Source organism: Sphingomonas oleivorans, from assembly GCF_003050615.1.
GTDB classification, from domain to species: domain Bacteria; phylum Pseudomonadota; class Alphaproteobacteria; order Sphingomonadales; family Sphingomonadaceae; genus Sphingomonas_H; species Sphingomonas_H oleivorans.
On record NZ_NWBU01000011.1, the window covers coordinates 66,830 to 87,784 of the forward strand.

Consider the following 20,955-nt stretch of genomic DNA (forward strand, 5'->3'; position numbering starts at 1 on the left):
CCGGCGGCTGAACCTGTCATTTCGCCGGTTGGTCACGCCTGCATGTGCCGATCAATTTGAATAGACGCCCGATTTTCGTCTGCTCCGAGCCCGCACAATATGTAAGGAGAGACATGCTATTTACCTTGCCAGATACAGATACCCTCTACAAAGCTCTCCTTGAACGCGACGCCTCCTACGATGGTCGTGCTTATGTCGGCGTCACATCGACAGGCGTGTTCTGTCGTCTCACCTGCCCAGCCCGGAAACCCAAAGCGGAAAATTGCCGTTTCTTCGGCACTGTCGCCGAATGCATGGCTGCGGGGTTTCGGGCATGTCTAAAGTGCCATCCCGTTGCCCCTGCTGCAAATGCTGACCCGGCAGTCGTGGCTCTCCTGAAGGCCCTGTCAGACCGGCCCGGCCATCGTTGGAGCGAACAGGATGTCGAGCGTACAGGCTTCGATCCTTCCACGGTAAGACGGAGCTTCAAGCGACATTTCGGCATGACCTTTCTGGAGATGGCGCGACTTGAGAGATTAAGACGAGGCTTCGAGACAATAGGTGATGGTGGTCGTGTCATCGATGCCCAGTACGAAGCAGGGTTTGAATCTCCATCGGCGTTTCGCACAGCCTTTTCGCGCCTCATCGGTCAAGCTCCGGGCCGACTGGCAGAAAATGCACTGCTGCAAGCGCACTGGTTGCAAACCCCGCTGGGAACAATGATTGCGGTGTCCGACAAACGGGCAATCCATCTTCTTGAGTTTGCGGACCGAAAGGCGCTTTCCACGGAATTGAAGAGGTTATTCGAGCTGTCCAAAGGCAGTCTCGGGGTCGGCAAACTTGCTCCACACGTCACATTGGAGGCTCAACTCGCCGACTATTTCTCCGGAAACTCGTCGGTCTTTACCGTTCCACTCGCTCTTCAGGGAAGTGATTTTACGCGCAGCGTTTGGGACGTCTTGCGTGAAATCCCCGCCGGTGAAGTTCGCAGCTATAGCGAGATCGCGCAAGCCATAGGCAAGCCGATGGCTACGCGAGCCGTTGCGCGTGCGAACGGCGCAAATCAAATCGCACTGATTATCCCATGCCACCGGGTCATCGGCGCAGACGGATCGCTAACAGGCTATGGAGGCGGCCTGTGGCGGAAACAAAAACTTATCGAGATTGAACGGCAATTTGCAGTTCATTAAAAGGAATAATCGTCATGTCACAAATCAATAAAGCAAAGCACTTCGCCTCGCTTCACCGTTCTGAAGATCCACTCTTCCTGTACAATATCTGGGATGCTGGCGGCGCTAAAGTTATTGCCGAGGCAGGAGCTCCGGCCATTGCGACCGGTAGCATGTCCATGGCGATCGCCCACGGATATCAAGACGGCCAACAGATCCCCCTTGATTTGGTGCTGACGATAGTTTCACGCATTTGCAACACGGTTGATCTGCCGATCACGGTCGATTTCGAGGGTGGATATGCCGATAATCTTTCAGGGTTGGCCGAGAACACATCCAGACTGATTGCGTCCGGCGCTGTCGGCATCAACTTTGAAGATCAGCTTGTCAACGGTGACGGTCTCTATACCATATCCGAGCAATGCGACCGCATTTCTACGATACGCGAAGCAGCAGAATCTGCAAATATGCCCCTTTTCATAAATGCTCGAACTGATCTGTTCCTGCGTGAAAACGACAACAACAAATACAGCGGACTCGTCGATGAGGCTATAACACGCGCCAAAGCCTATGCGCTTGCCGGCGCCTCTGGTTTCTTCGTCCCCGGTCTCACTGATGTCTCCCTGATACAAGTCATCTGCGAAAACGTCGATTTGCCCGTGAATGTGATGCGGATTGGAACGGCGCCTGAGAAAGCCGAACTCTCATCATCAGGCGTTGCGCGGATTTCTTGCGGGCCAGGACCATATTTCGATTTCGCGGACGGTTTGAAGGCAGCCTTCATCGCTTCGAAGGACCGGTGATCTTAGATGGTTGAAGGCCTTCATGCGCCGAACTCTGCGATAGTGAACTTGCTGTCACCACAACGGTTGCGCATCGAAGCACCGAAAATCACTTCTATGGCAAAAAAGTAAACACGGCGGCTTAGGGTGTCATTTCGCCCTCAGCCGGAGCCGACCCCGAGATCGCTTGGGTCGGCTAGCTGCCGAGATGCGTGGCCATTGCAGAGAGAAATGCGCGCAGCTTCGCGGAAGGGTATCGGCCCGAGGGATAGAGCGCATAGATCGGCGCCGACGCGCTTGCCCAATCGGGCAGGACGCGCTCGAGCCGGCCGGCGGCGAGATCCGCAGCCACGTCGATGGCGGATTTCAACATGATGTCGGCGCCAGCATTGCCTGAGGAAATCCTATGCGCTCATCAAACCATGGGGCTGCCTCCCGAGGATCTTAGCCCTGCCTGCCCCGTCCTTCATCATGCTTGTCGGCGCGTCGCACGCCGAACAGCAGGCCTCGTTCGAGATGATCGCGGAGCGCGGCATAATAAGCGGCAAGGAATTCAGCATCGTCCGGGCCGTGGCGCCAGCCGATGCGGTTGCGGATACTCGTCGCGACGGCGTACATCTGCTGCCAATCGCGCCGGCGCAGCACCTCCTCCAGCTTCTGCAGCTCGTAAATGCCATAGGCGTCCAGTTGCGCCTTGCTGAAATCATAGGCCGTTCGCTGCGGCGCCTGCCCGAGATCGAGGCCGAGCCGGCGTTTCGGCGTAGAGATGACCCAGGTTCCGGCGAGCAGATCGCCGACGCGCAGCCGATCGCGGTTGAGGAGCGGAAAGAACAGGAAGATGCCGCTCCAGGCCAGGCCGAAGATCGCCGTCCAGGCCCCGGCCATTCCCTCGGCGGCACGTATGCCCAGGAATGAAAGCGGCAGGAAGAATTCGATCTCGCGCATCGCGTTGCGGGCGATCACGGCATCGCCCGTAAGCCGGCCGCCATTGCGCGCGACAACCCGCAGGCCAAGGATCCGCTTGCCCGGCGTCGCCGCCCGGCCACCCATCTCGAAGAGGATGAACCAGGCGTTCCGGAGCAGGAAGAAGCCGAGCAGCCACAGGGCAACGATGAGGCCGATGCCGTTCCACCCCGTCCCCCAGGCGATCAGCGCGACGGCGATGGTGAAGAGAATCAGCGTGCCGAGCATGAACGCCAGATCCAGCATGAACGCCGTCACCCGCTGGCTTGCCGCGCCGAGCTGGAGCCGCAAGTCGACGCCCTCGGGCGTCACGAACCGGCGCTGCAGGCTCGTCTCAGTCATTCGCACCGCGCCCCACGAGATAATAATAGACGCACCAGCCGGCGAGCGCGGCGGCGCCGATCAGGTAGCGGACGGGCATCGTAGTGATCGTCTGGCGGCCAATGCCTTCGAGCAGGCCCGCCACCATCAGCATCAGCACCACGCCCGCCATCGCCGTCGCCGCGGTCTGCCCCGCACGAACTGCCGCCGCCATCCGTGTCGCACCGCCCGGGAACATCACGCTCCGGCCGATCCTGAGCCCGGCCGCGCCGGCCAGGATAATCGCGAACAGTTCGGTCGTGCCATGGATCGCAAGCCAGCCGCCCACCATCGGCCCGAGCCCGCGCGGCACATAGAGTGCGAGAAAGGCGCCGAGCATGATCCCATTATAGGCGATCAGCAGCAGGGTCGGGATGCCGAAGGCGAAGCCGAGCGCGAAGGCGAGGATCGCAATCTGGGCATTATGGGTGAAGAGGAAGGCGGCGAAGGCCCCGAGCGCATCGCCATTCGCGCTGCCGTCGTCCTGGAGCGCCGCCTCGAGCGAGGCCGTCGAGGCGCCCGGATCGCGGCCGTCGGCCAGGCCGGCGGGGATGATCTCGTAGAACCAGCTCGGATCGTGCCGCACGAGCAGATAGCCGGCGACCGCACCGGCGATCATCATCAGCGCGACGATGATCGTCTCCATCGCGATCGCACGGATCGCGGCGGGCCAGTCCCGACGGAAGAAGCGCGCGAGGCGCGAGCCCGGCGAAGTGCGCACGCCATAGACGAACATATAAGCGCGCGTGCAGAGGCTCTCGAGATAATCGACCAGCGCCTTGTCGAGCGACGTGTCGCGCGCCACGGACAGCGACGAGAGCGCGGAGCGATAGAGCAGCGGCAGAGCGAACAGATCCTCGTCCGCCAGCGATCGGACCGATTTCCGCTCGGCCCGCGCCACAATATCCTCCAGCCGCCGCCAATCGGCCTCATGCGCCTCGCGGAAGCTGCGCATCGTCAGGGCGGGATCGATCGCGGCGATATCGCTCACAACTGGTTCCTGCGCTTCAGTTCGAGATAATAGTCGACCAGCCGGACCGCGACGCGGTCGTGGCGCGCCTCGATCACATGCACGCCGGCATGGACGAGCCGCGACATCACCAGCCTGCGCTCGCGCAGCAGGTCGGCAGCGGTCACCGCGCGGGCGACGTCGGCGGCATCCTGCGGTTCAGCGGCGACCACATCCTCAAGCTCCGCGTCGTTCAACATCACGAAAATGACGAGATGACGCTCGATCAGCCCGCCGAGCGCGCGGATCATCAGCTCGGCGCTCGTTGCATCGGTGAATTCGGTGAATAGGACGACCATCGAACGGCGGTCGAGATGGCCGTCGAGCGTGGTCAAAGCGAGCGTGTAGTTCGTCTCATTGGTCGTATAGTCGAGGCTGGCGGCGAGGCGCTGCAGCGCGCCGAAGGAACGCGTTCCCGCCACCGCGCCGCTCGCCAGGCGCGGCCGCGCGTCGAAACCGAAAAGGCTGACGCGATCGCCGAGCTTCAAGGCGACATAGGCCGAGACAAGCGCCGCCGAAACCGCGCGATCGATCCGCGGCAGCCCGGCGACCGGCTCGCACATCGTCCGCCCGGCATCGAGCGCGAAGACTATGTTGTTGTTGCGCTCCGGCCGATATTCCTTCGCCAGCAGCCGCCTGTGGCGGGCGGATTGCTTCCAGTCGATGCTGCGCTTGTCCATGCCCGGCCGGAAGTCGGCAAGCGCTTCGAATTCGGCGCCGTCGCCCCTGTGGCGCTGTGCGAGCAAGCCCTGCATCGTGCTGCGCTGGAAAAGCGCCGCCGCCGTCTGCTGCACCGGGCGGATATCCGGCGTGACGATGATGCGCGAGGATGGTGCGAGCGTGCGCTGAGTCCAGGCGAGGCCGAGCGTCCCGCGCCAGCGCAGCCAGATCTGCTCGATCATCGCCGTCCCGCGGCGAACGGCGACGAGTTCGATCGAGACGGCGCCCATGCCATCCGCGATCGTCAGGGGCGCACTCGCCGCCACCTCAAGCAGCGGGGAGACGGCAAGGGCAACCTCCACCGTGGCCGGCGCGCGATCGGCCGGGAAGGCGACATGGATAGTCGCGGGCAGAGCGGCGCCGACGCCGATATGGCCGGGCACCTCGACACGGATCTTAGCGGTGCCAGCGCGGGGCGCGAGGAGGGCGTCCGCCACCATCAGTCCAGCGACGAACAGTGTCCAGCCGACGCCCAGATACCAGAGCGACGGCAGCAGCACGGCCAGCAGCAAGGCGACGGGCGCCCCCGCCGCGGCCAACAGGATCGCCCGCCCGCTGGGATATATCAACGCGGCGCCTCGATGCGCTCGATCATCGCCGCGATCACCTCCTCGGCGCGACGGCCGTCAATCTCGGCGGCGGGCGACAGGATCACGCGATGGCGCAGGATCGCCGGCGCGAGCGTCTTCACATCATCGGGAATCACATAATCCCGTCCGTCGAGCGCCGCATGGGCGCGCGCGGCCGCCGCCAGCATCGCGCCGGACCGGGGGCTCGCGCCGCTCTCCAGATCCGCCACCTCGCGCGTCGCCCGGATCAGCGCCAGAATATAGTCGATCACTTCATCGACGAGCCGGACGCCGGAGACCGCCCGGATCGCGGCGTCGAGGGTCGCGGCATCGGCCTGCGGCTCGACCTGCCAGTCTTCCGGCTTCTGCGCGCCCAAACGCGCGCCATGGCCGGCGATGATCCGCCGCTCCTCCTCGATAGAGGGATAGGCGACCGTCTGTTTGAAGAGGAAGCGATCGAGCTGGGCTTCGGGCAGCGGATAGACACCTTGCTGCTCGATCGGATTCTGCGTCGCGACGACCATGAAGCGTGCACCAAGCGGATGCGTTTCTCCGTCGATGGTGACGCTATGCTCCTGCATCGCCTCGAGCAGTGCCGCCTGCGTCTTCGGCGGCGTGCGGTTGATCTCGTCGGCGAGGAGCAGCTCGGTGAAGATCGGGCCGCGGGTGAGCGTGAAGCTGCTCGTCTGGAAATTGAACAGGTTGGCGCCGAGAATGTCGCCCGGCATCAGATCCGGCGTGAATTGAATCCGGCCGAATTCCAGCCCGATCGTCCGTGCGAAACATTGGGCCAGGAAGGTCTTGGCGGTGCCGGGCGGCCCTTCGAGGAGGATATGGCCGGAGGCGAGCAACGCCACCAGCATCAGGCCGACCGTCTCCTCCTGCCCGATCACGGCCTTGCCGATTTCGCCCCGGATACGCTGGCCGAGCGCCTGTACGTCTTCAACCTTCACGCACGAATTTCCTTCGCCAATGATAGAGCGCGCGCGCTGCGGCGAGCACCTCGTCGCGATCGGCGGCGAGGCGCGCATCCTCGGCGAGCGCGCTGTAGGTTCCGGCTTGGCCGTCGCCGAGCCGATCGAGATAGGCGATGAGCGTCGCCTCGTCGGCGCGCTGCGGCGCTCCGGTCGCCATTGCTACCGCCTCGCGCGTGAGGAGCGCGTAGCGCCAGCCGGTGCTGGCTTCGCGCCGGGCACGGACGATGAGCGCCGCGACATTTTCGACGAGGGCGAGCTTGCCAAAGGAAATCGCCCGTTCCTCGTCGCGCGCCGGGCCGAAACGGGCGGCGGCATGGAGACCGGCGAGCAACGCCGCGCCGAGCAGGCTGAGCGTGAGCGCGAGGAAAGGCGGCTCGAAGCCGAGCTTCAGCAGATTCTTCGAGGAGCCGAAGCCGTTCAGCGTGAGATCGAAGGCGATCGCCTCCGCGCCGGTCGCATTGAGGTCATCGAGCATCGCCAGCGCCGCGCGCGCGGTCGCCGCACTCTTCAGGCCATGATTGGCGAGGAGGTCGGGCTCGGCCAGTATATAGAGCTTGCGGCCACCTATACCGGCCAGCACCATCCGCCCCTTGTCGTCGACAAGCAGGGGCTCGATCGACTTTCCCTCGATGCGATGGACGACATCGGGCAGGATGATCGCCGCCGTCTCCGATAACAGGCCAGTGGCGCGCAATCGGGTGGACGCGCCCTCCGGCTGCTCGATAGTGGCGATCCTGGCATTGCCGATCTTGGCGATGAGCGCGTCGAGCTCGGTGGCATCGACCATCCCCATCTTCTGGACCCAACCCCGATGCAGTTCCTGCGCCTGGGTGCGCCATTTCGGCAGCACGATCAGCGTCGGCTTGGCCAATCGGCTTTCGACGCGCTTGGCGATTTCGTCGGGACTGGTCGAGATTTCAGGAGTGAGGATCAGAAGATCCTCGGTGGCCAGCGCGCGCTCATCGCGCAGGAGCGCAGCCTTGCCGCCACTATAGCCGATAAGGTCCACCAGTCCCTTATAGCCGACCGCCGAGATGGACAGCGGATGCGCGCCGCCGTTGCGGGAACGGTTCAGGTCCGGCCCATAGGCGCCCAGCAGCAGCAGCCCGCCAAAGGCGACGACGCCGACGAGGATCACCCAGAATATCGTCCGCCCGGAAAAGGGCGTGCCGCCGCCACGGCCGACGCCGCTCATCGCCACAGTCCTGGAAAGGCGAATTCCTCATAGGCGGTGCGGCAGGCCTGCCAGTCGGCGGCATCGACTACGCGCCTTCCGAACAGGCTGCGCTCGACCGTCCGGGCGAGCGTCGCGAAGGTCGCACGGGCGGCGACGGGCAGCGCGGCAGCGGCGGCGATGTCGCGGCTGGTAAAGGCGGGACGAACCAATCGGGGCCGGTGCCGCTCAATATCCTCGATGCTCCGTTGCAGGAGCAGGTGCACGGCCTCGGCGAAGCGGCCGTCTGCTGCAAGCCTGTCCGCCTCGCGCAGCAGCGCCCGGGCCGGTGCCGCCTCGGGCCGCCAGTCAATCTCCTCCTCCGCAGTCTCCGCCGATGGCGCGCGCAGGCGCAGCAAATGCCCATATGCGCGATACAGCCGCCACAGCAGATAGAGGAGGATGCAGCCGATCGCGGCCCAGAGGAGGTAGCGGAGATAGGGCGCATAGGGCCCCAGCACGCGAAAGATCGCCTTCAGCGCGCGTCCGACCGCGGCCATCCACTCCGGCTGCGGCGGCGGCGCCCATTTCGGCAGATCGAACTGGATCGCGCTGTCGCTGCGTAGCCGTTCATGGGCGGCCGCGAAGGCGTCTCCCTCGATATGCGGCCCGATACCGGACCGATGCTCTGCAGCCACGAATGCCCCCTGGCGCGCCCCTGCACCGCCGGCGAGCTTAGCCGCTCGCAACAGCCTTGCAAGACAGCGCAGGAAAATAGCCGAGCCGGCGATGGACAAGCGCATCGCAAAAGGGAAACATATCGTCGGCCCGTAACGTGGGGACGCAACAGGCCAAGTCAATTTGGGGGGACATTCCAGATGGAAACCGTAGTGGATTATACTCCACGTTTCGAATTTGGCCGCGTCATGCAGCGTGCGACCGGCGCCATCAGCCGCAATGGCATCGCTTTCCTCGTCCTTGCCGCCATCTTCGCCGGCCTGCCTGCCCTGGGGCTGGGCCTGTTGCGGACCGAGGCTGCCAATGCCCCCATCATCCTGCTGTCCGGCTTATGGGGCCTGATCAGCAGCCTTGTCTCGATCATCGCCAGTTCGGTGCTCCAGGCTTCCATCGTCCGTGCCACGATCCTGGACCTGAGCGGCGGAAGGCCCCGGATCGGCCCCTGCCTGCGACAGGGCGTGCGCCTGATCCTGCCGCTGGTCGGTCTGAGCATCGTCTTCGGCTTCGGCGTGGGCGTGGCATCGATCGCGTTCCTGATACCGGGCCTCATCGTCGCCACAATGTGGTCGGTCTCCGTCCCGGTGCTGGTGGAGGAAGGCGAAGGCGTCTTTGCGAGCCTCGGCCGCAGCCGCGAGCTGACCAAGGGCGCCCGCTGGCAGATCTTCGGGATGATGCTGCTCTATGGCGTCGCCCTGCTCCTTTTCGGAGGCCTTCAGATCATAATCTCGCAGGCCCTCAACGGGCCGGAGCTGCTCGCCCTGCTGGTCCAAGCCGTCGGCTCAGCCATCCTCGCGCTCTGCTGGAGCGCGGTGACCGCAGCGATCTACATCGAACTCCGCGAGATCAAGGAAGGCAGCACGCCAGATCAACTGGCCGAGATCTTCGCCTGACGCCTCGTCACCCCGGCATTGCGGCGGCACGGGACTCATGCTCATCGGCGATAAGTCAGGCGCGCGACGATGCCCAGCGCACATGTCATTCGGAGGCCCCCATTGTTCTCAGTCGCGCTGATTGCGCAGATTGTTTGAAAATTCCGCCTTCATTGGGCATTGATGCCATAGGATGGAAAGACGCATCCCTGTTGCCCATTGCGGTTCGCGGGATCATTCGGGACCGCGACGTTGAAGTCGCCAAAGCTGTGATAGGAGACGGGTGCCAGGGGCGCGGGCATCGAGGAGAAGCGCTGGAAGGCCTGCGCCGCCCGCTCCCGCCCGAGTGGCCGTAGCTTCAGCTTGAACACGAAGCGTCGGAGCGCCGCCGGATCAAGTTTGTGGCCGTGATTGGTGGCGGCCACCACCGGCAGCGGATGACGGTCGAGCCAGGTGAGCAGCTCGTTGACCTGCCCCACCTCCCAGCTGGTGGTCGCGCTCGCGCGATCGCCGCCTCGGTGCCGCCCACCCAGCGCGAGAGCAGATCCGACGCGCGCTTCACCACCAGCGGGCGATCAAGCGCACGCGCCAGATGGTGCGCAAGCACCGTCTTGCCCGTAACCGGCGGACCGGTGAGCAGCAGTATGTGCGGGCGCGCGGCATTGTATCGACAAACGCAAGCAGGTCAGCGAACCTCCACCCGATGAACGCCATCGCTCTTCGCCTCGAACCGGATCGCGGCTGGTCACATCCTCGCCGGCGCTGCTGATGGTGCCGCGGCTGGCTTCCTCGAAACCGGGGATGTCATATCCGCGCTGCGCACCCGCACCGACCCGGTGAGCCCGGCAAAGCCGCCGTCGGCGAAGAGCGACAGGGTCGTGTCGCCGATCCGGTAGTAGCGGAAGCTCAGCGCGCGAAAATCGTTGATGTAGACGATGCCCAGGCCAAGTTTAGGATCGACCATCAGGTCGAGCGTGTAGCGGCCTTGCGCGTTGGGCGGAAAGGCGATGCGCGGTGCGTTTGCGGGATCGCCATTGTAGAGAAAAGCGGCCTGGCCCTTGACGGTGTCGAGCTCGATGGTGCTGATGCGGCCAGAGTTGGTTGCGTTGAATGCGATGCCAAAGCGGTCGCCGGGCTTCACCCTAACATCGGCACTGACCAGCAGCGCTTTGTCGGCGGCACCGATTTCCACTGCCGCAGCCGAAAGCTTTGCGCGCTCGGTGACGAACTGGCTTGCAATGTCATCGGGCAGGCTGACGGCCAGCGCGCCGGTGTCGGTACGCCGCAGGGCATGGGCGATCAGGTCACCACCCCAGACGAAGCCCAGGGCGTCCTTGCGCAGCCTCTTGTGCGCCACCCAACCGAAGAGCAAGCGATCCTCACCGGTTCCGGCGGATTTGCCTGCATAAAAGCCGCGACCGTCGAGCGCGTCATAAGGCCCATAGGCGTAAGGACCGGCGCTGTCGGCGGCGGTCAGGTAGCGGACCTGTCGGGATTGGCCGCGCTGGTCCGAATAGAGCAGGAACCAGTCGTTGCCCTCGGCAAAGAGGTCGGCCACTTCGAGGTTGAGTGGCGAATCTTCCTTATAAAGCGGCGGTGCGGCGGTCCACCGCGCCAGATCCGGCGAGGTGTAGAGGCCGATGGCGGCCTTGCCCCCATGCCGGGTGGTCAGCAGCATCCAATAGGCTTTCGCCTCGGCATTCCAGAGGACGAAGGGGTCGCGGAAGTCCCATTGATCATAGTCGGGCAGGCCGGCGAAGGTGGTTTCAGGCACTTTTCTCCACGGGCCGGCAAGGGTCGGCGCCCGCGCCTCCATGACGACTTCCTTGGGCCGCCCTTCGGGATCGTGGCCGGTATAATAGAGACGATATCCGCCCGTCGGGTCGGCGATGATGCTGCCGCTGCCCGTCCAGTAATCAGCTGTGCCGGGCTTGCCGACAGGCACAATTTCAACCGGCCTGGACCAGGTCGCCAAGTCCGAGCTTTGGGTCATCCACCAGGGATGTCGGCCCTCATTCTTCAGGTAGAAGACCGAATAGACGCCGTTTTCAAAGAAGGGGTTGGGATCGCCAATACCGGCTTCCTCATGCGCGAAATAGATGGGCGGCTCCGCAGGGGAGCCGCCCGATGCGGCGATCAGCAACAAAGGGAACAGACGCCGAAACATGGTCAGCCATCCTTGCTGGAGCCGGTATTTCGGGTCGGGGAGTGAATGTGGCGTGCAACCACTTCCCTCCCCCGACACCAAATGTTGATTTGCAGTCGGCGCTTACATCTTGAAGCGGACACCAAGGCTGAAATAGCGCCCCTCGATCCTCAGATCGCGCGGGAAATATTGGGTTTCGTTGTAATAGCGATAATTGTTGAACGGCTCGGCCAGAATATTGCTGACATTGCCGACGATCGTGATCCCCTTGAACGCTTCATAGGATGCCGAGAAATCGAGGCGGGAGATGCCTCGCGTGATCTCGCCGGCATATTGCTGCTCGTTGGAGTTGCGATTGTAGCTGTTGATGTAACTGGAGCGATGGTTGTAGGAAAGGCGTGCCGACAAGGGCCCCTTTTCATAGAAGCCGGTGAGGTTGTAGGCCCATTTCGACAGACCAGTGATCCGCACCTGCCGGGCGCCTTCGCCCAATATCGTCGGCAAGGCATTGGTGCCGTCGAGATAGGTGACGTTGGCCTGAGCACCGAAGCCCGAAAGAAGGCCGGGCAGGAAGTCGAAGAAGGTCTGGAATGACGCTTCGGCACCCTTGATCCGGCCCTTGCCGGCATTTTCCGGCCGGTTGATCTGGATGCGGCCATAGTCCGGATCCATCACGTCCCGCGTATAGTTGCTGATGAACCCTTCCAGGTCCCGATAGAAGACAGCGAGCGTCGCCGAGCCATTCTTTGAGAAATAATATTCCAGCGTCGCGTCATAATTGTCCGATGTCAGCGGCTTGAGGTTCGGATTGCCGCCACTGCCGAACGCCGCATATTGCGGCGGCGATCCGTCCGGTCCGGGGCTGTTGCGCGTGATGTTGAGCGACGGGTTGAGCTGTCCGAAGCTCGGCCGCGTCCGCGTCTGGTTGAAGGCGAGGCGCATCTGGAACTGCGGCGAAAAGCGAATGCGCGTCTGGATCGAAGGCAACACGTCCAGATAGTTTTGGCGCGATATCTGCGGCACGATCTGGGCGACGCCATTGGCATCCGTCACCCGCGAATAGCCCGAATATTCGCCATCGGTATTGACGACCCGCACGCCGAAAGTTCCGTCCGCACTGATGCCGCCCAGATCGAATTCATACTTGCCCTGGCCGTACATCGCATAGCTGGCTTCCTTGGCCGTGAAGCCATTCAGCGGATCGAAGGGAATTTCCTCCGTCGCGAACTTGGTCACCGCATCGCGGATGCCGCCGTCATTGGGGAACAGCACGGTCAACTGCTGAACCGAAGCATAGGAAAGCTGCCGCAAGGCCTCCACATTGCCCCGGATCGCGCTGCGCGACGGCATCAGCCAGTTCTGGAACCGCTGCGGATCGCCACGGAAACCGTCATTTATGAGTTCCAGTTCGCCGGTCGGCAGGCTGGCCAGCGGCATGCGCAGACCGGCGGTATAGGCATAGCGGTTGTTGTTCTGCATGAGCGCCGTCCTGTCGCTCGCGCGGACACCGAACTGAAGCTTGGGCAACCAGGCGCTGTCCGTTTCCAGTTCCAGATCGAGCCTGCCCTGGACGCCATCGCCCTTGGTCACGAAATGGCGCTGATAGAAGCCGCGCCACACATAATTGGCCGGGTTCATCTTGTCGAAGTCGCCAAGGTCGAAAATCGCCGACCCCTTCACGTCCCAATCGACATTGATGGTCGGCGCCGTCGCCAGCTGCGCGTCCACGCTGTCTTCATCGGCCTCATATTTGCTGTTGGTGTAGGCGAAGTCGCCCGACAAGGTCGCGCGCCCGGAATTCCATTTGAAACCCAGCGCGGCCTGATAGGTGTCGGTCTTGTCATCCTGCGTCGAGCGGAAGAATTCCGGCACATAGCCGCCCGTCTTGGTGAAGCTCGCGGCCTTCAGCGGCTCGCCTTCCACCAGCACGACATTGCTGAGCGTCGGTGCGACGCCATTGATGTCGCGGCGTTCGAAATTGACGTTGAACCCATCCCTCAGCACCTTGCCGCGATAGGCCTGCCACAAACCTTCGGCATAGATTTCCAGATCGGGGGTCGGGCGCCACTGAATCGTGCCGTTGATGGCGGGCCGGTGACGGATGCCCTTTTCATAGAAATTGCCGGCATTGGCCGGGAAACGGAACTGGCCCACGCCCGGCGTCGTCACGGTGAGGTCGTCGGCCGTATCCTCAGCGTTGAATCCGGCGGGGCTGATGACGGCGGAGTCGGCGTAGCGATCCGCGTTGCGATAGGTGGTGCGGACATAGCTGAAGTTGACCAGCGCGCCGATCTCGCCGATGCCCGTGTCCCAGCGCTTGGTGAGGAGCAGGTTGCCCGCCGGATCATAAGCCTTCGCCTGGTCGTTGTAGGAGCCGCGCACTTCGCCCGCAATCTCGGTGTCCTTGACATCGAACGGCCGGCGCGAGCGCAGGTTGATCAAGCCCGCCAGGCCCGGTTCGATCAGATCGGACGTGCCGGATTTATAGACCTCAAGTCCCGCGGCCACGCCTGCCGGGAAATCCTGAAGGTGCAGCACGCGGTCCTCGGCAGTGAAGAATTCGCGGCCGTTGAACGTGGTCCCGACATCGGGAAGACCACGGACGAGCACCACGCCCGCTTCGTCATTATAGCGCAGCACCTGCACCCCGACCACGCGCGAGATCGCCTCGGCGGCGTTATTGTCGGGCAGCTTCCCGATATCTTCGGAAACGATGGCATCGACAATCGCGTCGGACCGGCGCTTCATCTCCTGCGCGGAGCCGAGCGCGGCGCGATAGCCCGTGACGATGATTTCCTCGGCTGCTGCACCGGTAACCGGATCCGCGGATGCGCCGGATGCCGCGTTCGACTGATTATCCTGCTGGGGAGTCGGCTCCGCTTCGCTCTTGATCGCGGCGCTCCCGCTTGTCTCCTGCGCAATCGCCGGAGACGCAACGAGCAATGCAAAAAAAGACGTCGAACGCAAAAGACCCAGCATTTTCCCCGACATAAATCCTCCCTAATTGCCCAATCTTCAGAATGACTATTGAATACAGACTTATTGTCATTCGAAGCATTTAAGAGATTTTGTTATACTGATGAAAGCTTACATACTAAAAAATGAAATATCCACCATCCGGGATCGATCATAACTTGACGATCTGGACGTATTTCGAAACTTTTAAAAATCAGATGCCATAAAATGTTTCAGCGCGCGCTTAATGGCCAGGCAGTGGCGTTCATCGACGCTGTGCCGCCGCGTGCCGACACGCTCCAGCGCAGCGGGCCGCCGCCGCGAAAGAAGCGATCGGTAATCGTCTGCGTGCCGTCATTGATGAACAGCTCGATGATCGATTCGTCGACCAGCACCCGCAGCGACACCTTGCGACCGCTGAGGTCGACCGGCGCGACATGCCGGTTCGCGAAACCGTTGTGGAAATACGGCCCGGAACGCGTCCGGTCGATGAAAACCTCGTTCACCGTCGGATTGACGCCGATCAGCGTCTGATACCCCTGCCCGTCGGTCAGCGCGATCGCCACCTGCTCGGCCGTCCCAGTGTCGAGATCGACCTGCAGTTCCACGGCGCCGCCCTCGATCGGCAGATCGACCGGCGTTTCGCCCAAGGTGACTTTCGTCTCCCGTTTCGAGCCGCGCAGCGCCTGTAGTTCGCGCACCGGCGCCTGGGCGATGCGATAGCCCTCCGCCGTCTTGCGCAGCGCCACGGTGCGCGGCACCGACATCGCCCCGCGCGACGGATAGGTCGGAATGGACTCGGCATAGCGCCAGTCATTCGCCCAGCCGATCCAGATGCGGCGCGGATCGTTCTTGGGCAGGTCGTTCCACGAAATGGCGGCATAGAAATCCGCGCCATAGTCCATCCATTGCGGCTCCGACCCCCATCCGGGCACCGGCGTGAAGCGGGTGCCGTCGAAATCGCCGACGAAATATTGGCCGCCCGAGCCGCCACCGACCGCGTTGTCACCCAAGTTGATGCTCAGCACCCAACGCTTCTCGCCCGGCGCGCCGCCCTCGACCGGCAGCTCGAACAGATCGGGGCATTCCCAATATCTGCCCCGTCCACCGGCCGGCCCGAAGCTGCTGGCGTACTGCCACTGCTTCAGATCGGGAGAGGTGTAGATCATGGCGCGGTTCTCGGCCGCCATCAGGACCACCATCACCCAGCGCTTCGTCGGCTCGTGCCAGAACACCTTGGGATCGCGGAACTCGCTCGAGCCGATGTCGAGCACCTTGCCGTAGCGCGTGAAGGTGCGTCCGCGGTCGTTGCTGTACGCGACATATTGCGACTGGTTCTTAGCTTTGGGATCGTGGCCGGTGAAGATCGCGACCATTGCGGGCTTGCCGTCGCGGCCGAAGCCGCTGCTGTTCTTCCAGTCGATCACCGCGCTGCCCGAAAAGGCCATGACGTCGGTCTCGGGGATGGCGACCGGCAGCTCCTGCCAATGGACGAGGTCGCGGCTGACCGCATGGCCCCAGCTCATATGGCCCCAGCGGTCGCCATGGGGATTATATTGGTAGAAGAGGTGATATTCCCCTTCATAATAGACCAGGCCGTTCGGGTCGTTCAGCCAGTTGCGCGCGGGCGTGAAGTGATATGTCGGCCGCGGATCGGGCCCGGGGGCCTGCGCCGCGATCGGCGCGGCGGTCGCGAGCGCGACGAGGATGGTAGCCAGGCGGAGGATCATCAGTGCGCACTCCGGAAGGACATTTCCTCGAGCGGGATGCCGTTGGTCTCGGGCATGAACCGCCGCACCCACGCGAGCTGAAGCAGCATCATCGCGCCGAAGAAGAAGAACACCCAGCCACCCAGGCTGCTCGCCACGATCGGGAAGATCCAGGTGATCGCAGCGGCCATCACCCAGTGCGTCGTTGAGCCCAGCGCCTGCCCCTTGCCGCGCACCTCGCTCGGAAACACTTCCGAGATGAAGACCCAGATCACCGCGCCCTGGCTGACCGCGAAAGCAGCGATGAAGCCGAGCAGGCCCATGAGGACGAGCGTGCCGTCGGGGCGCGCGGTCTCGAGCTGGAGTCCGACGAGAATCAAGGCCGCGGCGCACGCCACCGAGCCGACGTAGAGCAGCGGCTTGCGGCCGAAACGGTCGATCAGAAAAAGCGCCAGCACGGTGAAGACGAGGTTGGTGCCCCCGACCGCGACCGACTGGAGCAGCGCGCTGTCCGCGCCTGCCCCACCCAGCTCGAAGATGCGCGGCGCATAGTAGAGCAGCGCGTTGATACCGGAAAGCTGGTTGAACATCGCGATCGCGATCGCGCAGGCGACCGGCACCGAGTAGCTGCGCTGGAACAGCCGCGGCGTGGCGCCGTGCGTGTCGCGGGCCAGCGCCTCGCGCATTCGCACGATCTCGCTGTCCGGATCGAGGAAGCCCAGCCGCCGCATCACCGCCGCGGCCTGCGCCTCGCGCCCGTTGACCGCGTACCAGCGCGGGCTGTCGGGCAGCAGCAGCGTGACGATGAGGAAGACGAAGGAGGGCACCGCAACGATGCCAAGCATCCAGCGCCACGCCGTGTCTGCCGGCAGCGCTTGCGCGATGACATAGTTCGACAGGAAGGCGATGAGGATGCCGAGCACGATGTTGAGCTGATTGAGCGCCACCAGGCGGCCGCGGAAGCGTGCGGGCGAGACCTCCGCGATATAGATCGGCGTCACCACCGACGCCGCACCGATCGCCAGCCCGCCGAGAAAACGGAACGCGAGCAGCATCGGCCAGCTTCCCGCCAGCGCCGCACCAAGCGAGGAGACCACATAGGCGATCGCCACCACGAGCAACATCGGCTTGCGCCCGAACCGGTCGGCGGGTGCGCCAGCGACGAGCGAGCCGATGACCGTCCCGATCAAAGCGGAGGCGACGGTGAAGCCGAGCGCCCCGTCGGTGAGCGCAAAGCGCGCCTGGAGCGCCGCAGTGGTGCCGGAGATCACGGCGGTGTCGAACCCGAACAGGAGCCCGCCGAGCGCGGCGCCTGCCGCGCTCAGCACGATCGCGGGAGTGACTCCACCTTCTTCGTCGATCGCCGTGGGGGGGGAGGCGGCGGGCATGATAGCGTCAACCATGAGAGACGTTCTCCGCGAGAGCGGCCGCCGGCGCGCTGCCGACGGTCCAGTGCGTCGGCCAGCGACGCTTCAAGAGGCGAAAGGCGATTGCGAGCGCACCGGTGAGGCCGGCGGAGGCACCCGCCGTAGGTCGCACCACATAACCGTCGAGGTCGATCGCGCTGACGGTTGCGTCATAGCCGGCGAGCTTGCTCCGCAGCGCGGCGCGTACATGATCGTACATCGCGTCGTTCTGCATCACGCCGCCGCCCAGAATGATCCGGTCCGGCCGGACGATATAGGTGAGGTTTGCGCACAGAGCGGCAAGATAGTCGGCCTCGATCCGCCAGGCGGCGTGGTTGGGCTCGAGGAGCTCGCCTGGCATGCCCCAGCGCGCCCGCATCGCCGGCCCGCTCGCCATCCCTTCCAGACAATCTCCATGATAGGGGCAGATGCCCGCAAAGTCCTCGTCACCGGCGGCGCGCGGCAGGCGGATATGGCCGGCCTCCGGATGGTTGGCGCCGCCGTGCGGTACGCCGCCGATCACAAGCCCGACGCCGATCCCAGTGCCGACGGTCACGTAGCAGAAGGTATCGAGCCCGCGTCCGCTGCCGAACAGCAGCTCGCCCACGCCGGCGCAGTTGACGTCAGTATCGAGCGCCATCGGCACGCCCAGCGTGCGGCGGAAGTGGCCGAGCAGGTCGGCACCGCTCCACCCCGGCTTGGGCGTCGATACGATCGCACCGTAATCGGCCGCAGTCTGGTTGAGCGACAGCGGACCGAAGCTGCCGATCGACAGCGTCGCCAGCGGCCCATGGCGCGCCGTCGCTTGAAGGAAGAAGTCGCTCGACGCCGTCAGCGTCTCCTCCGGCGTCGTCGTCGGAACGCGGATCTCGTCGAGGATCGTGCCGTCGGTGTCGGCGAGCGCGCACAGGAACTTGGTTCCTCCCGCCTCGATGGCGCCGAGCAGTTGCGGTTGGCTCATGGAATCTGTCTCATCCGTCATAATGTCCCATCCGTCATAATGACGAGGCAGGCGCTCGCGCGCCCGCTCCGACCGCGATCAGAAGCGATAGGTCAGGCTGGCGCGCATGATGCGTCCGAACAGCGAGCTGCCGGTGCCGATGTTGCGCTTGCTTATGTCGATCGTCCCGCCCTCGATGAGCGACAGCGAGTTGGTGAGATTGTCGTTGATCTTCACCAGCATGCCGAGATTCACCTCGGCCTGGCCCGCATATTCCGTCACATCGATGTCGCTGGAGGCGTTCGGTCACCAGATCGGCGCGGATGAAGCCCTCGTTATTGCTCGCCTCGCCCGCTGTGCCACCCCCGGCGTAGAGACCGGGAATGTTACTGAGCAGGTCCGACGTCGACGAGCGCGCGAGGATCTGAAGCTCCTGCGCGTTGATCGTGCTGATCGAGAAGGTCGCGTCGAGCTTTCGCGTGTTTTCGGTAACGCCGGCAACGGCGATCTCGGCGACGTTAAACGCCGAAACGAACATGCAGCAGCATGCTTTCAGGGCCATACATTTTCCTCTCCTGGCGCGATCGCGCTCTTTTTCGCCATCTCTGTGGCGTCGGACTAAATCTACTAAGGTGACTTAGTCGGGTCAACAGTTCTGTGCATGTGCGCTCGACCGCCGATGGGACGAGGGAGCGTCAAGATACGAAGGAGTCTTCAGGGCCGCGAAGAGAATCAATCATCTAATGCGGGGCGAACATCCGACTCGGTCAGTTTATGGGTAAAAATTAGTACATATTTTTACCCAGTCGGGAGGTGAGGGATCGGCCATCCGAGCTCTTCAGAAGCGAACGGAGATTCGGCGAAAAGGTCGCATGAAGCGGAAGTAGTCCGGCGCCGACCGCAGGTGCGATCTCGCCGATATTGCCGCGCAGCAGGACGGGCTCGAAGAAATCGCGCGGCGGATCGATCCTGATCCGCTGGCGAAGCACCTCGATCAGCCTGTCGATCACCGCATCGGGGAGCGCACCGTTCAGCACGATCGCATCGAGATCGAGCAGGCTATTGGCACCGATGACGGCAAAGGCGAGCGCGTTCGCACATTCCTCGATCCAGACCCGCGCCTCATGAGGATTTCTATCGAGATAGGCCGCCATCGAGTGCGGAGAGCCATCCCGCAACGGGGCATCGTGCAGCAATGCTTTGAGACGATAAAGCGATGCGTGATGGAGCAGATAGTCCTGGCCTTTCCCGCCCCTGCCCGGCACCGGCATCGAGGCGAGCGCTGCGGCATTGCCGTGCCGGCCGGTCTGGATCTGGCCTCCCAGGACGAGGCCGCCGCCGATGAACGTTCCGAGATGGCAGTAGAGATAATTGTTCAGGCTCAGCCCAACGCCGCACAGCAATTCGGCCAGGGCGCCGGCATTTCCATCATTCTCGAAGAAGATCGGGCAATCGAGCCCGGACCGGAATGTCTCCTCGACATCGGCCTTCTGCCATTCGCGCGCCTGCTCGGCGGAAATGCCGATCTCCTTTCGCCACTCGCCGAGGAACCAGGGCATGGCGATGCCGATGCCGAGAAAGCGCGCCCGCTGCGCCTCGTTCAAAGCATCGAGTTCGCGGTCTGCGAAATTCCGAATCTCGGCGATCACGTGAGGCAGCTCAGGGAAAGTGACCCTGTCCACGCGCTTTGCGAGTATCTCGCAATCGAAGTTGAGCAGCACGCAGGTGATCTGGTCGCGACCGATTTCGACCCCGATAGTATACCCGCCGTCGGCATTGACGCGAAGGATCGTCGATGGCTGTCCCATCCCGCCGGTTCGCTTCCCGGCGCGGACGAGAAGTCCTTCGCTCTCGAGGTCCTCGACGATCCGCAGCACCGCCTGCGGCGAAAGCCCCGTGCTGCGCGCCAGATCGGCTTTGGAAGCTCCATTCATGCGGCGAATCGAAGACAGGACAAGCCGCTCATTGTACCGCCGAACCCCAACCACATTGCTTCCGCGCTGCATTTGACCTCTTCTGCTCCAACGACACCGCGACGCTCACCTACTCCCGGCATCGCATGCGCCTTCGACGCCCCCGGTGATTGAATGCTACACTGCGGGGAAGAGGATCATAATGATCTGCCCGCACCACTGGTTGGCTGATTGCTCCCAGCCTATGCCCGGCAAGCGCTTACGAGAAGGGCGCAGTAAGATGGAACATCATGCCCATCGATATCGATGTCGCAGCCACGCTGGGGCCTGTTGACATAGCATGATAGCCATAGCTTCGCGGCAGCGAGGCAGAGAAAGCCAGGGTCGCCAAAGGCTTGTTCACCGGCTGGAGGAGAGTTTGAGGCCGGCGCAGAGGAGTGCTGTGGGTGCTGTTTGAGAGGGTTGTGGTGCGGGAGACGCACGAAAGCCCGGCCACGAGGGTGGCCGGGCTTTTGTGTGATCGTTGGTTGCGGGGACAGGATTTGAACCTGTGACCTTCAGGTTATGAGCCTGACGAGCTACCGGGCTGCTCCACCCC

General features: G+C 63.4%; 19 protein-coding genes and 1 pseudogene. 4 read left to right on the plus strand and 16 right to left on the minus strand.

The window, feature by feature from the left end:
• The first annotated feature begins 113 nt into the window (after window positions 1–113).
• Together CLG96_RS14675 and CLG96_RS14680 are read left to right on the plus strand one after the other, a co-directional pair.
• Window positions 114–1,169: a bifunctional transcriptional activator/DNA repair enzyme AdaA gene (locus tag CLG96_RS14675; RefSeq protein WP_107968919.1), complete on the plus strand. Its 1,056-nt coding sequence runs from the start codon at window positions 114–116 to the stop codon at window positions 1,167–1,169.
• Between the two features lie 14 nt (window positions 1,170–1,183).
• Window positions 1,184–1,951: an isocitrate lyase/PEP mutase family protein gene (locus tag CLG96_RS14680; RefSeq protein ID WP_107968921.1), complete on the plus strand. Its 768-nt coding sequence runs from the start codon at window positions 1,184–1,186 to the stop codon at window positions 1,949–1,951.
• A gap of 175 nt (window positions 1,952–2,126) precedes the next feature.
• Here the strand turns inward: CLG96_RS14680 and CLG96_RS14685 are convergent, their stop codons facing one another.
• From CLG96_RS14685 to CLG96_RS14715, 7 genes are all read right to left on the minus strand, one after another.
• Complete coding sequence (locus tag CLG96_RS14685) at window positions 2,127–2,303, minus strand: LysR substrate-binding domain-containing protein (RefSeq protein ID WP_107968923.1); 177 nt, start codon at window positions 2,301–2,303, stop codon at window positions 2,127–2,129.
• 71 nt (window positions 2,304–2,374) lie between these two features.
• A complete protein-coding gene (locus CLG96_RS14690) occupies window positions 2,375–3,235 on the minus strand; it encodes an RDD family protein (RefSeq protein ID WP_107968925.1) in 861 nt (286 codons plus the stop codon).
• Entirely contained in the window at window positions 3,228–4,244 is a 1,017-nt protein-coding gene (locus CLG96_RS14695) for a stage II sporulation protein M (protein ID WP_341476957.1), read from the minus strand. Before CLG96_RS14695 ends, CLG96_RS14690 begins: the two co-directional genes overlap by 8 nt.
• Window positions 4,241–5,551 (minus strand): DUF58 domain-containing protein, encoded by a 1,311-nt coding sequence (locus CLG96_RS14700; RefSeq protein ID WP_107968927.1) that lies wholly within the window; start codon window positions 5,549–5,551, stop codon window positions 4,241–4,243. The genes CLG96_RS14695 and CLG96_RS14700 overlap by 4 nt, the downstream gene beginning before the upstream one ends.
• Window positions 5,548–6,504: an AAA family ATPase gene (locus CLG96_RS14705; protein ID WP_107968929.1), complete on the minus strand. Its 957-nt coding sequence runs from the start codon at window positions 6,502–6,504 to the stop codon at window positions 5,548–5,550. The genes CLG96_RS14700 and CLG96_RS14705 overlap by 4 nt, the downstream gene beginning before the upstream one ends.
• Entirely contained in the window at window positions 6,494–7,723 is a 1,230-nt protein-coding gene (locus CLG96_RS14710; RefSeq protein WP_107968931.1) for a hypothetical protein, read from the minus strand. Before CLG96_RS14710 ends, CLG96_RS14705 begins: the two co-directional genes overlap by 11 nt.
• Window positions 7,720–8,379, minus strand: a complete 660-nt coding sequence (locus CLG96_RS14715; protein WP_243395800.1) for a DUF4129 domain-containing protein — start codon at window positions 8,377–8,379, stop codon at window positions 7,720–7,722. The genes CLG96_RS14710 and CLG96_RS14715 overlap by 4 nt, the downstream gene beginning before the upstream one ends.
• A gap of 180 nt (window positions 8,380–8,559) precedes the next feature.
• On the opposite strand from CLG96_RS14715, the gene CLG96_RS14720 reads away from it, so the two are divergent.
• Window positions 8,560–9,309, plus strand: coding sequence for a hypothetical protein (locus CLG96_RS14720; RefSeq protein ID WP_107968935.1), 750 nt, complete (start codon window positions 8,560–8,562; stop codon window positions 9,307–9,309).
• Window positions 9,310–9,458: 149 nt separating this feature from the next.
• Here the strand turns inward: CLG96_RS14720 and CLG96_RS19225 are convergent, their stop codons facing one another.
• The 8 genes and pseudogenes from CLG96_RS19225 to CLG96_RS14755 all read right to left on the minus strand — a co-directional run bounded on the left by CLG96_RS19225 (window position 9,459) and on the right by CLG96_RS14755 (window position 18,726).
• Window positions 9,459–9,767 (minus strand): hypothetical protein, encoded by a 309-nt coding sequence (locus CLG96_RS19225; protein WP_243395804.1) that lies wholly within the window; start codon window positions 9,765–9,767, stop codon window positions 9,459–9,461.
• A gap of 83 nt (window positions 9,768–9,850) precedes the next feature.
• A pseudogene (locus CLG96_RS19230) lies at window positions 9,851–9,895 on the minus strand (hypothetical protein); the annotation flags it as partial.
• A gap of 138 nt (window positions 9,896–10,033) precedes the next feature.
• Entirely contained in the window at window positions 10,034–11,455 is a 1,422-nt protein-coding gene (locus tag CLG96_RS14730; RefSeq protein ID WP_107968937.1) for a glycoside hydrolase family protein, read from the minus strand.
• 102 nt (window positions 11,456–11,557) lie between these two features.
• Entirely contained in the window at window positions 11,558–14,425 is a 2,868-nt protein-coding gene (locus CLG96_RS14735; protein WP_107968939.1) for a TonB-dependent receptor, read from the minus strand.
• Window positions 14,426–14,622: 197 nt separating this feature from the next.
• The gene (locus CLG96_RS14740; protein ID WP_107968941.1) at window positions 14,623–16,119 is read right to left on the minus strand and encodes a glycoside hydrolase family 32 protein; all 1,497 of its coding nucleotides are present in this window, start codon (window positions 16,117–16,119) and stop codon (window positions 14,623–14,625) included.
• The gene (locus tag CLG96_RS14745) at window positions 16,119–17,501 is read right to left on the minus strand and encodes a sugar porter family MFS transporter (protein ID WP_243395801.1); all 1,383 of its coding nucleotides are present in this window, start codon (window positions 17,499–17,501) and stop codon (window positions 16,119–16,121) included. The genes CLG96_RS14740 and CLG96_RS14745 overlap by 1 nt, the downstream gene beginning before the upstream one ends.
• Window positions 17,494–18,465, minus strand: a complete 972-nt coding sequence (locus CLG96_RS14750) for an ROK family protein (RefSeq protein ID WP_107968970.1) — start codon at window positions 18,463–18,465, stop codon at window positions 17,494–17,496. The genes CLG96_RS14745 and CLG96_RS14750 overlap by 8 nt, the downstream gene beginning before the upstream one ends.
• A 78-nt stretch (window positions 18,466–18,543) precedes the next feature.
• The gene (locus CLG96_RS14755; protein WP_107968943.1) at window positions 18,544–18,726 is read right to left on the minus strand and encodes a hypothetical protein; all 183 of its coding nucleotides are present in this window, start codon (window positions 18,724–18,726) and stop codon (window positions 18,544–18,546) included.
• A 4-nt stretch (window positions 18,727–18,730) separates the two neighbouring features.
• On the opposite strand from CLG96_RS14755, the gene CLG96_RS14760 reads away from it, so the two are divergent.
• Entirely contained in the window at window positions 18,731–19,066 is a 336-nt protein-coding gene (locus CLG96_RS14760; protein ID WP_107968945.1) for a hypothetical protein, read from the plus strand.
• Between the two features lie 163 nt (window positions 19,067–19,229).
• Here CLG96_RS14760 and CLG96_RS14765 read toward each other — a convergent pair whose 3' ends face one another.
• A complete protein-coding gene (locus tag CLG96_RS14765) occupies window positions 19,230–20,450 on the minus strand; it encodes an ROK family transcriptional regulator (protein WP_107968947.1) in 1,221 nt (406 codons plus the stop codon).
• Window positions 20,451–20,955: the final 505 nt, after the last annotated feature.

Excerpts from the sequence above, each read along its gene's own strand:
- CLG96_RS14675 (WP_107968919.1), top strand. The coding sequence starts at position 114 with ATGCTATTTACCTTGCCAGATACAGATACCCTCTACAAAGCTCTCCTT.
- CLG96_RS14680 (WP_107968921.1), top strand. The coding sequence starts at position 1,184 with ATGTCACAAATCAATAAAGCAAAGCACTTCGCCTCGCTTCACCGTTCT.
- CLG96_RS14685 (WP_107968923.1), bottom strand. The coding sequence starts at position 2,303 with ATGTTGAAATCCGCCATCGACGTGGCTGCGGATCTCGCCGCCGGCCGG.
- CLG96_RS14690 (WP_107968925.1), bottom strand. The coding sequence starts at position 3,235 with ATGACTGAGACGAGCCTGCAGCGCCGGTTCGTGACGCCCGAGGGCGTC.
- CLG96_RS14710 (WP_107968931.1), bottom strand. The coding sequence starts at position 7,723 with ATGAGCGGCGTCGGCCGTGGCGGCGGCACGCCCTTTTCCGGGCGGACG.
- CLG96_RS14720 (WP_107968935.1), top strand. The coding sequence starts at position 8,560 with ATGGAAACCGTAGTGGATTATACTCCACGTTTCGAATTTGGCCGCGTC.
- CLG96_RS14730 (WP_107968937.1), bottom strand. The coding sequence starts at position 11,455 with ATGTTTCGGCGTCTGTTCCCTTTGTTGCTGATCGCCGCATCGGGCGGC.
- CLG96_RS14735 (WP_107968939.1), bottom strand. The coding sequence starts at position 14,425 with ATGTCGGGGAAAATGCTGGGTCTTTTGCGTTCGACGTCTTTTTTTGCA.
- CLG96_RS14740 (WP_107968941.1), bottom strand. The coding sequence starts at position 16,119 with ATGATCCTCCGCCTGGCTACCATCCTCGTCGCGCTCGCGACCGCCGCG.
- CLG96_RS14745 (WP_243395801.1), bottom strand. The coding sequence starts at position 17,501 with ATGGTTGACGCTATCATGCCCGCCGCCTCCCCCCCCACGGCGATCGAC.
- CLG96_RS14750 (WP_107968970.1), bottom strand. The coding sequence starts at position 18,465 with ATGAGCCAACCGCAACTGCTCGGCGCCATCGAGGCGGGAGGAACCAAG.
- CLG96_RS14760 (WP_107968945.1), top strand. The coding sequence starts at position 18,731 with ATGTCGCTGGAGGCGTTCGGTCACCAGATCGGCGCGGATGAAGCCCTC.
- CLG96_RS14765 (WP_107968947.1), bottom strand. The coding sequence starts at position 20,450 with ATGCAGCGCGGAAGCAATGTGGTTGGGGTTCGGCGGTACAATGAGCGG.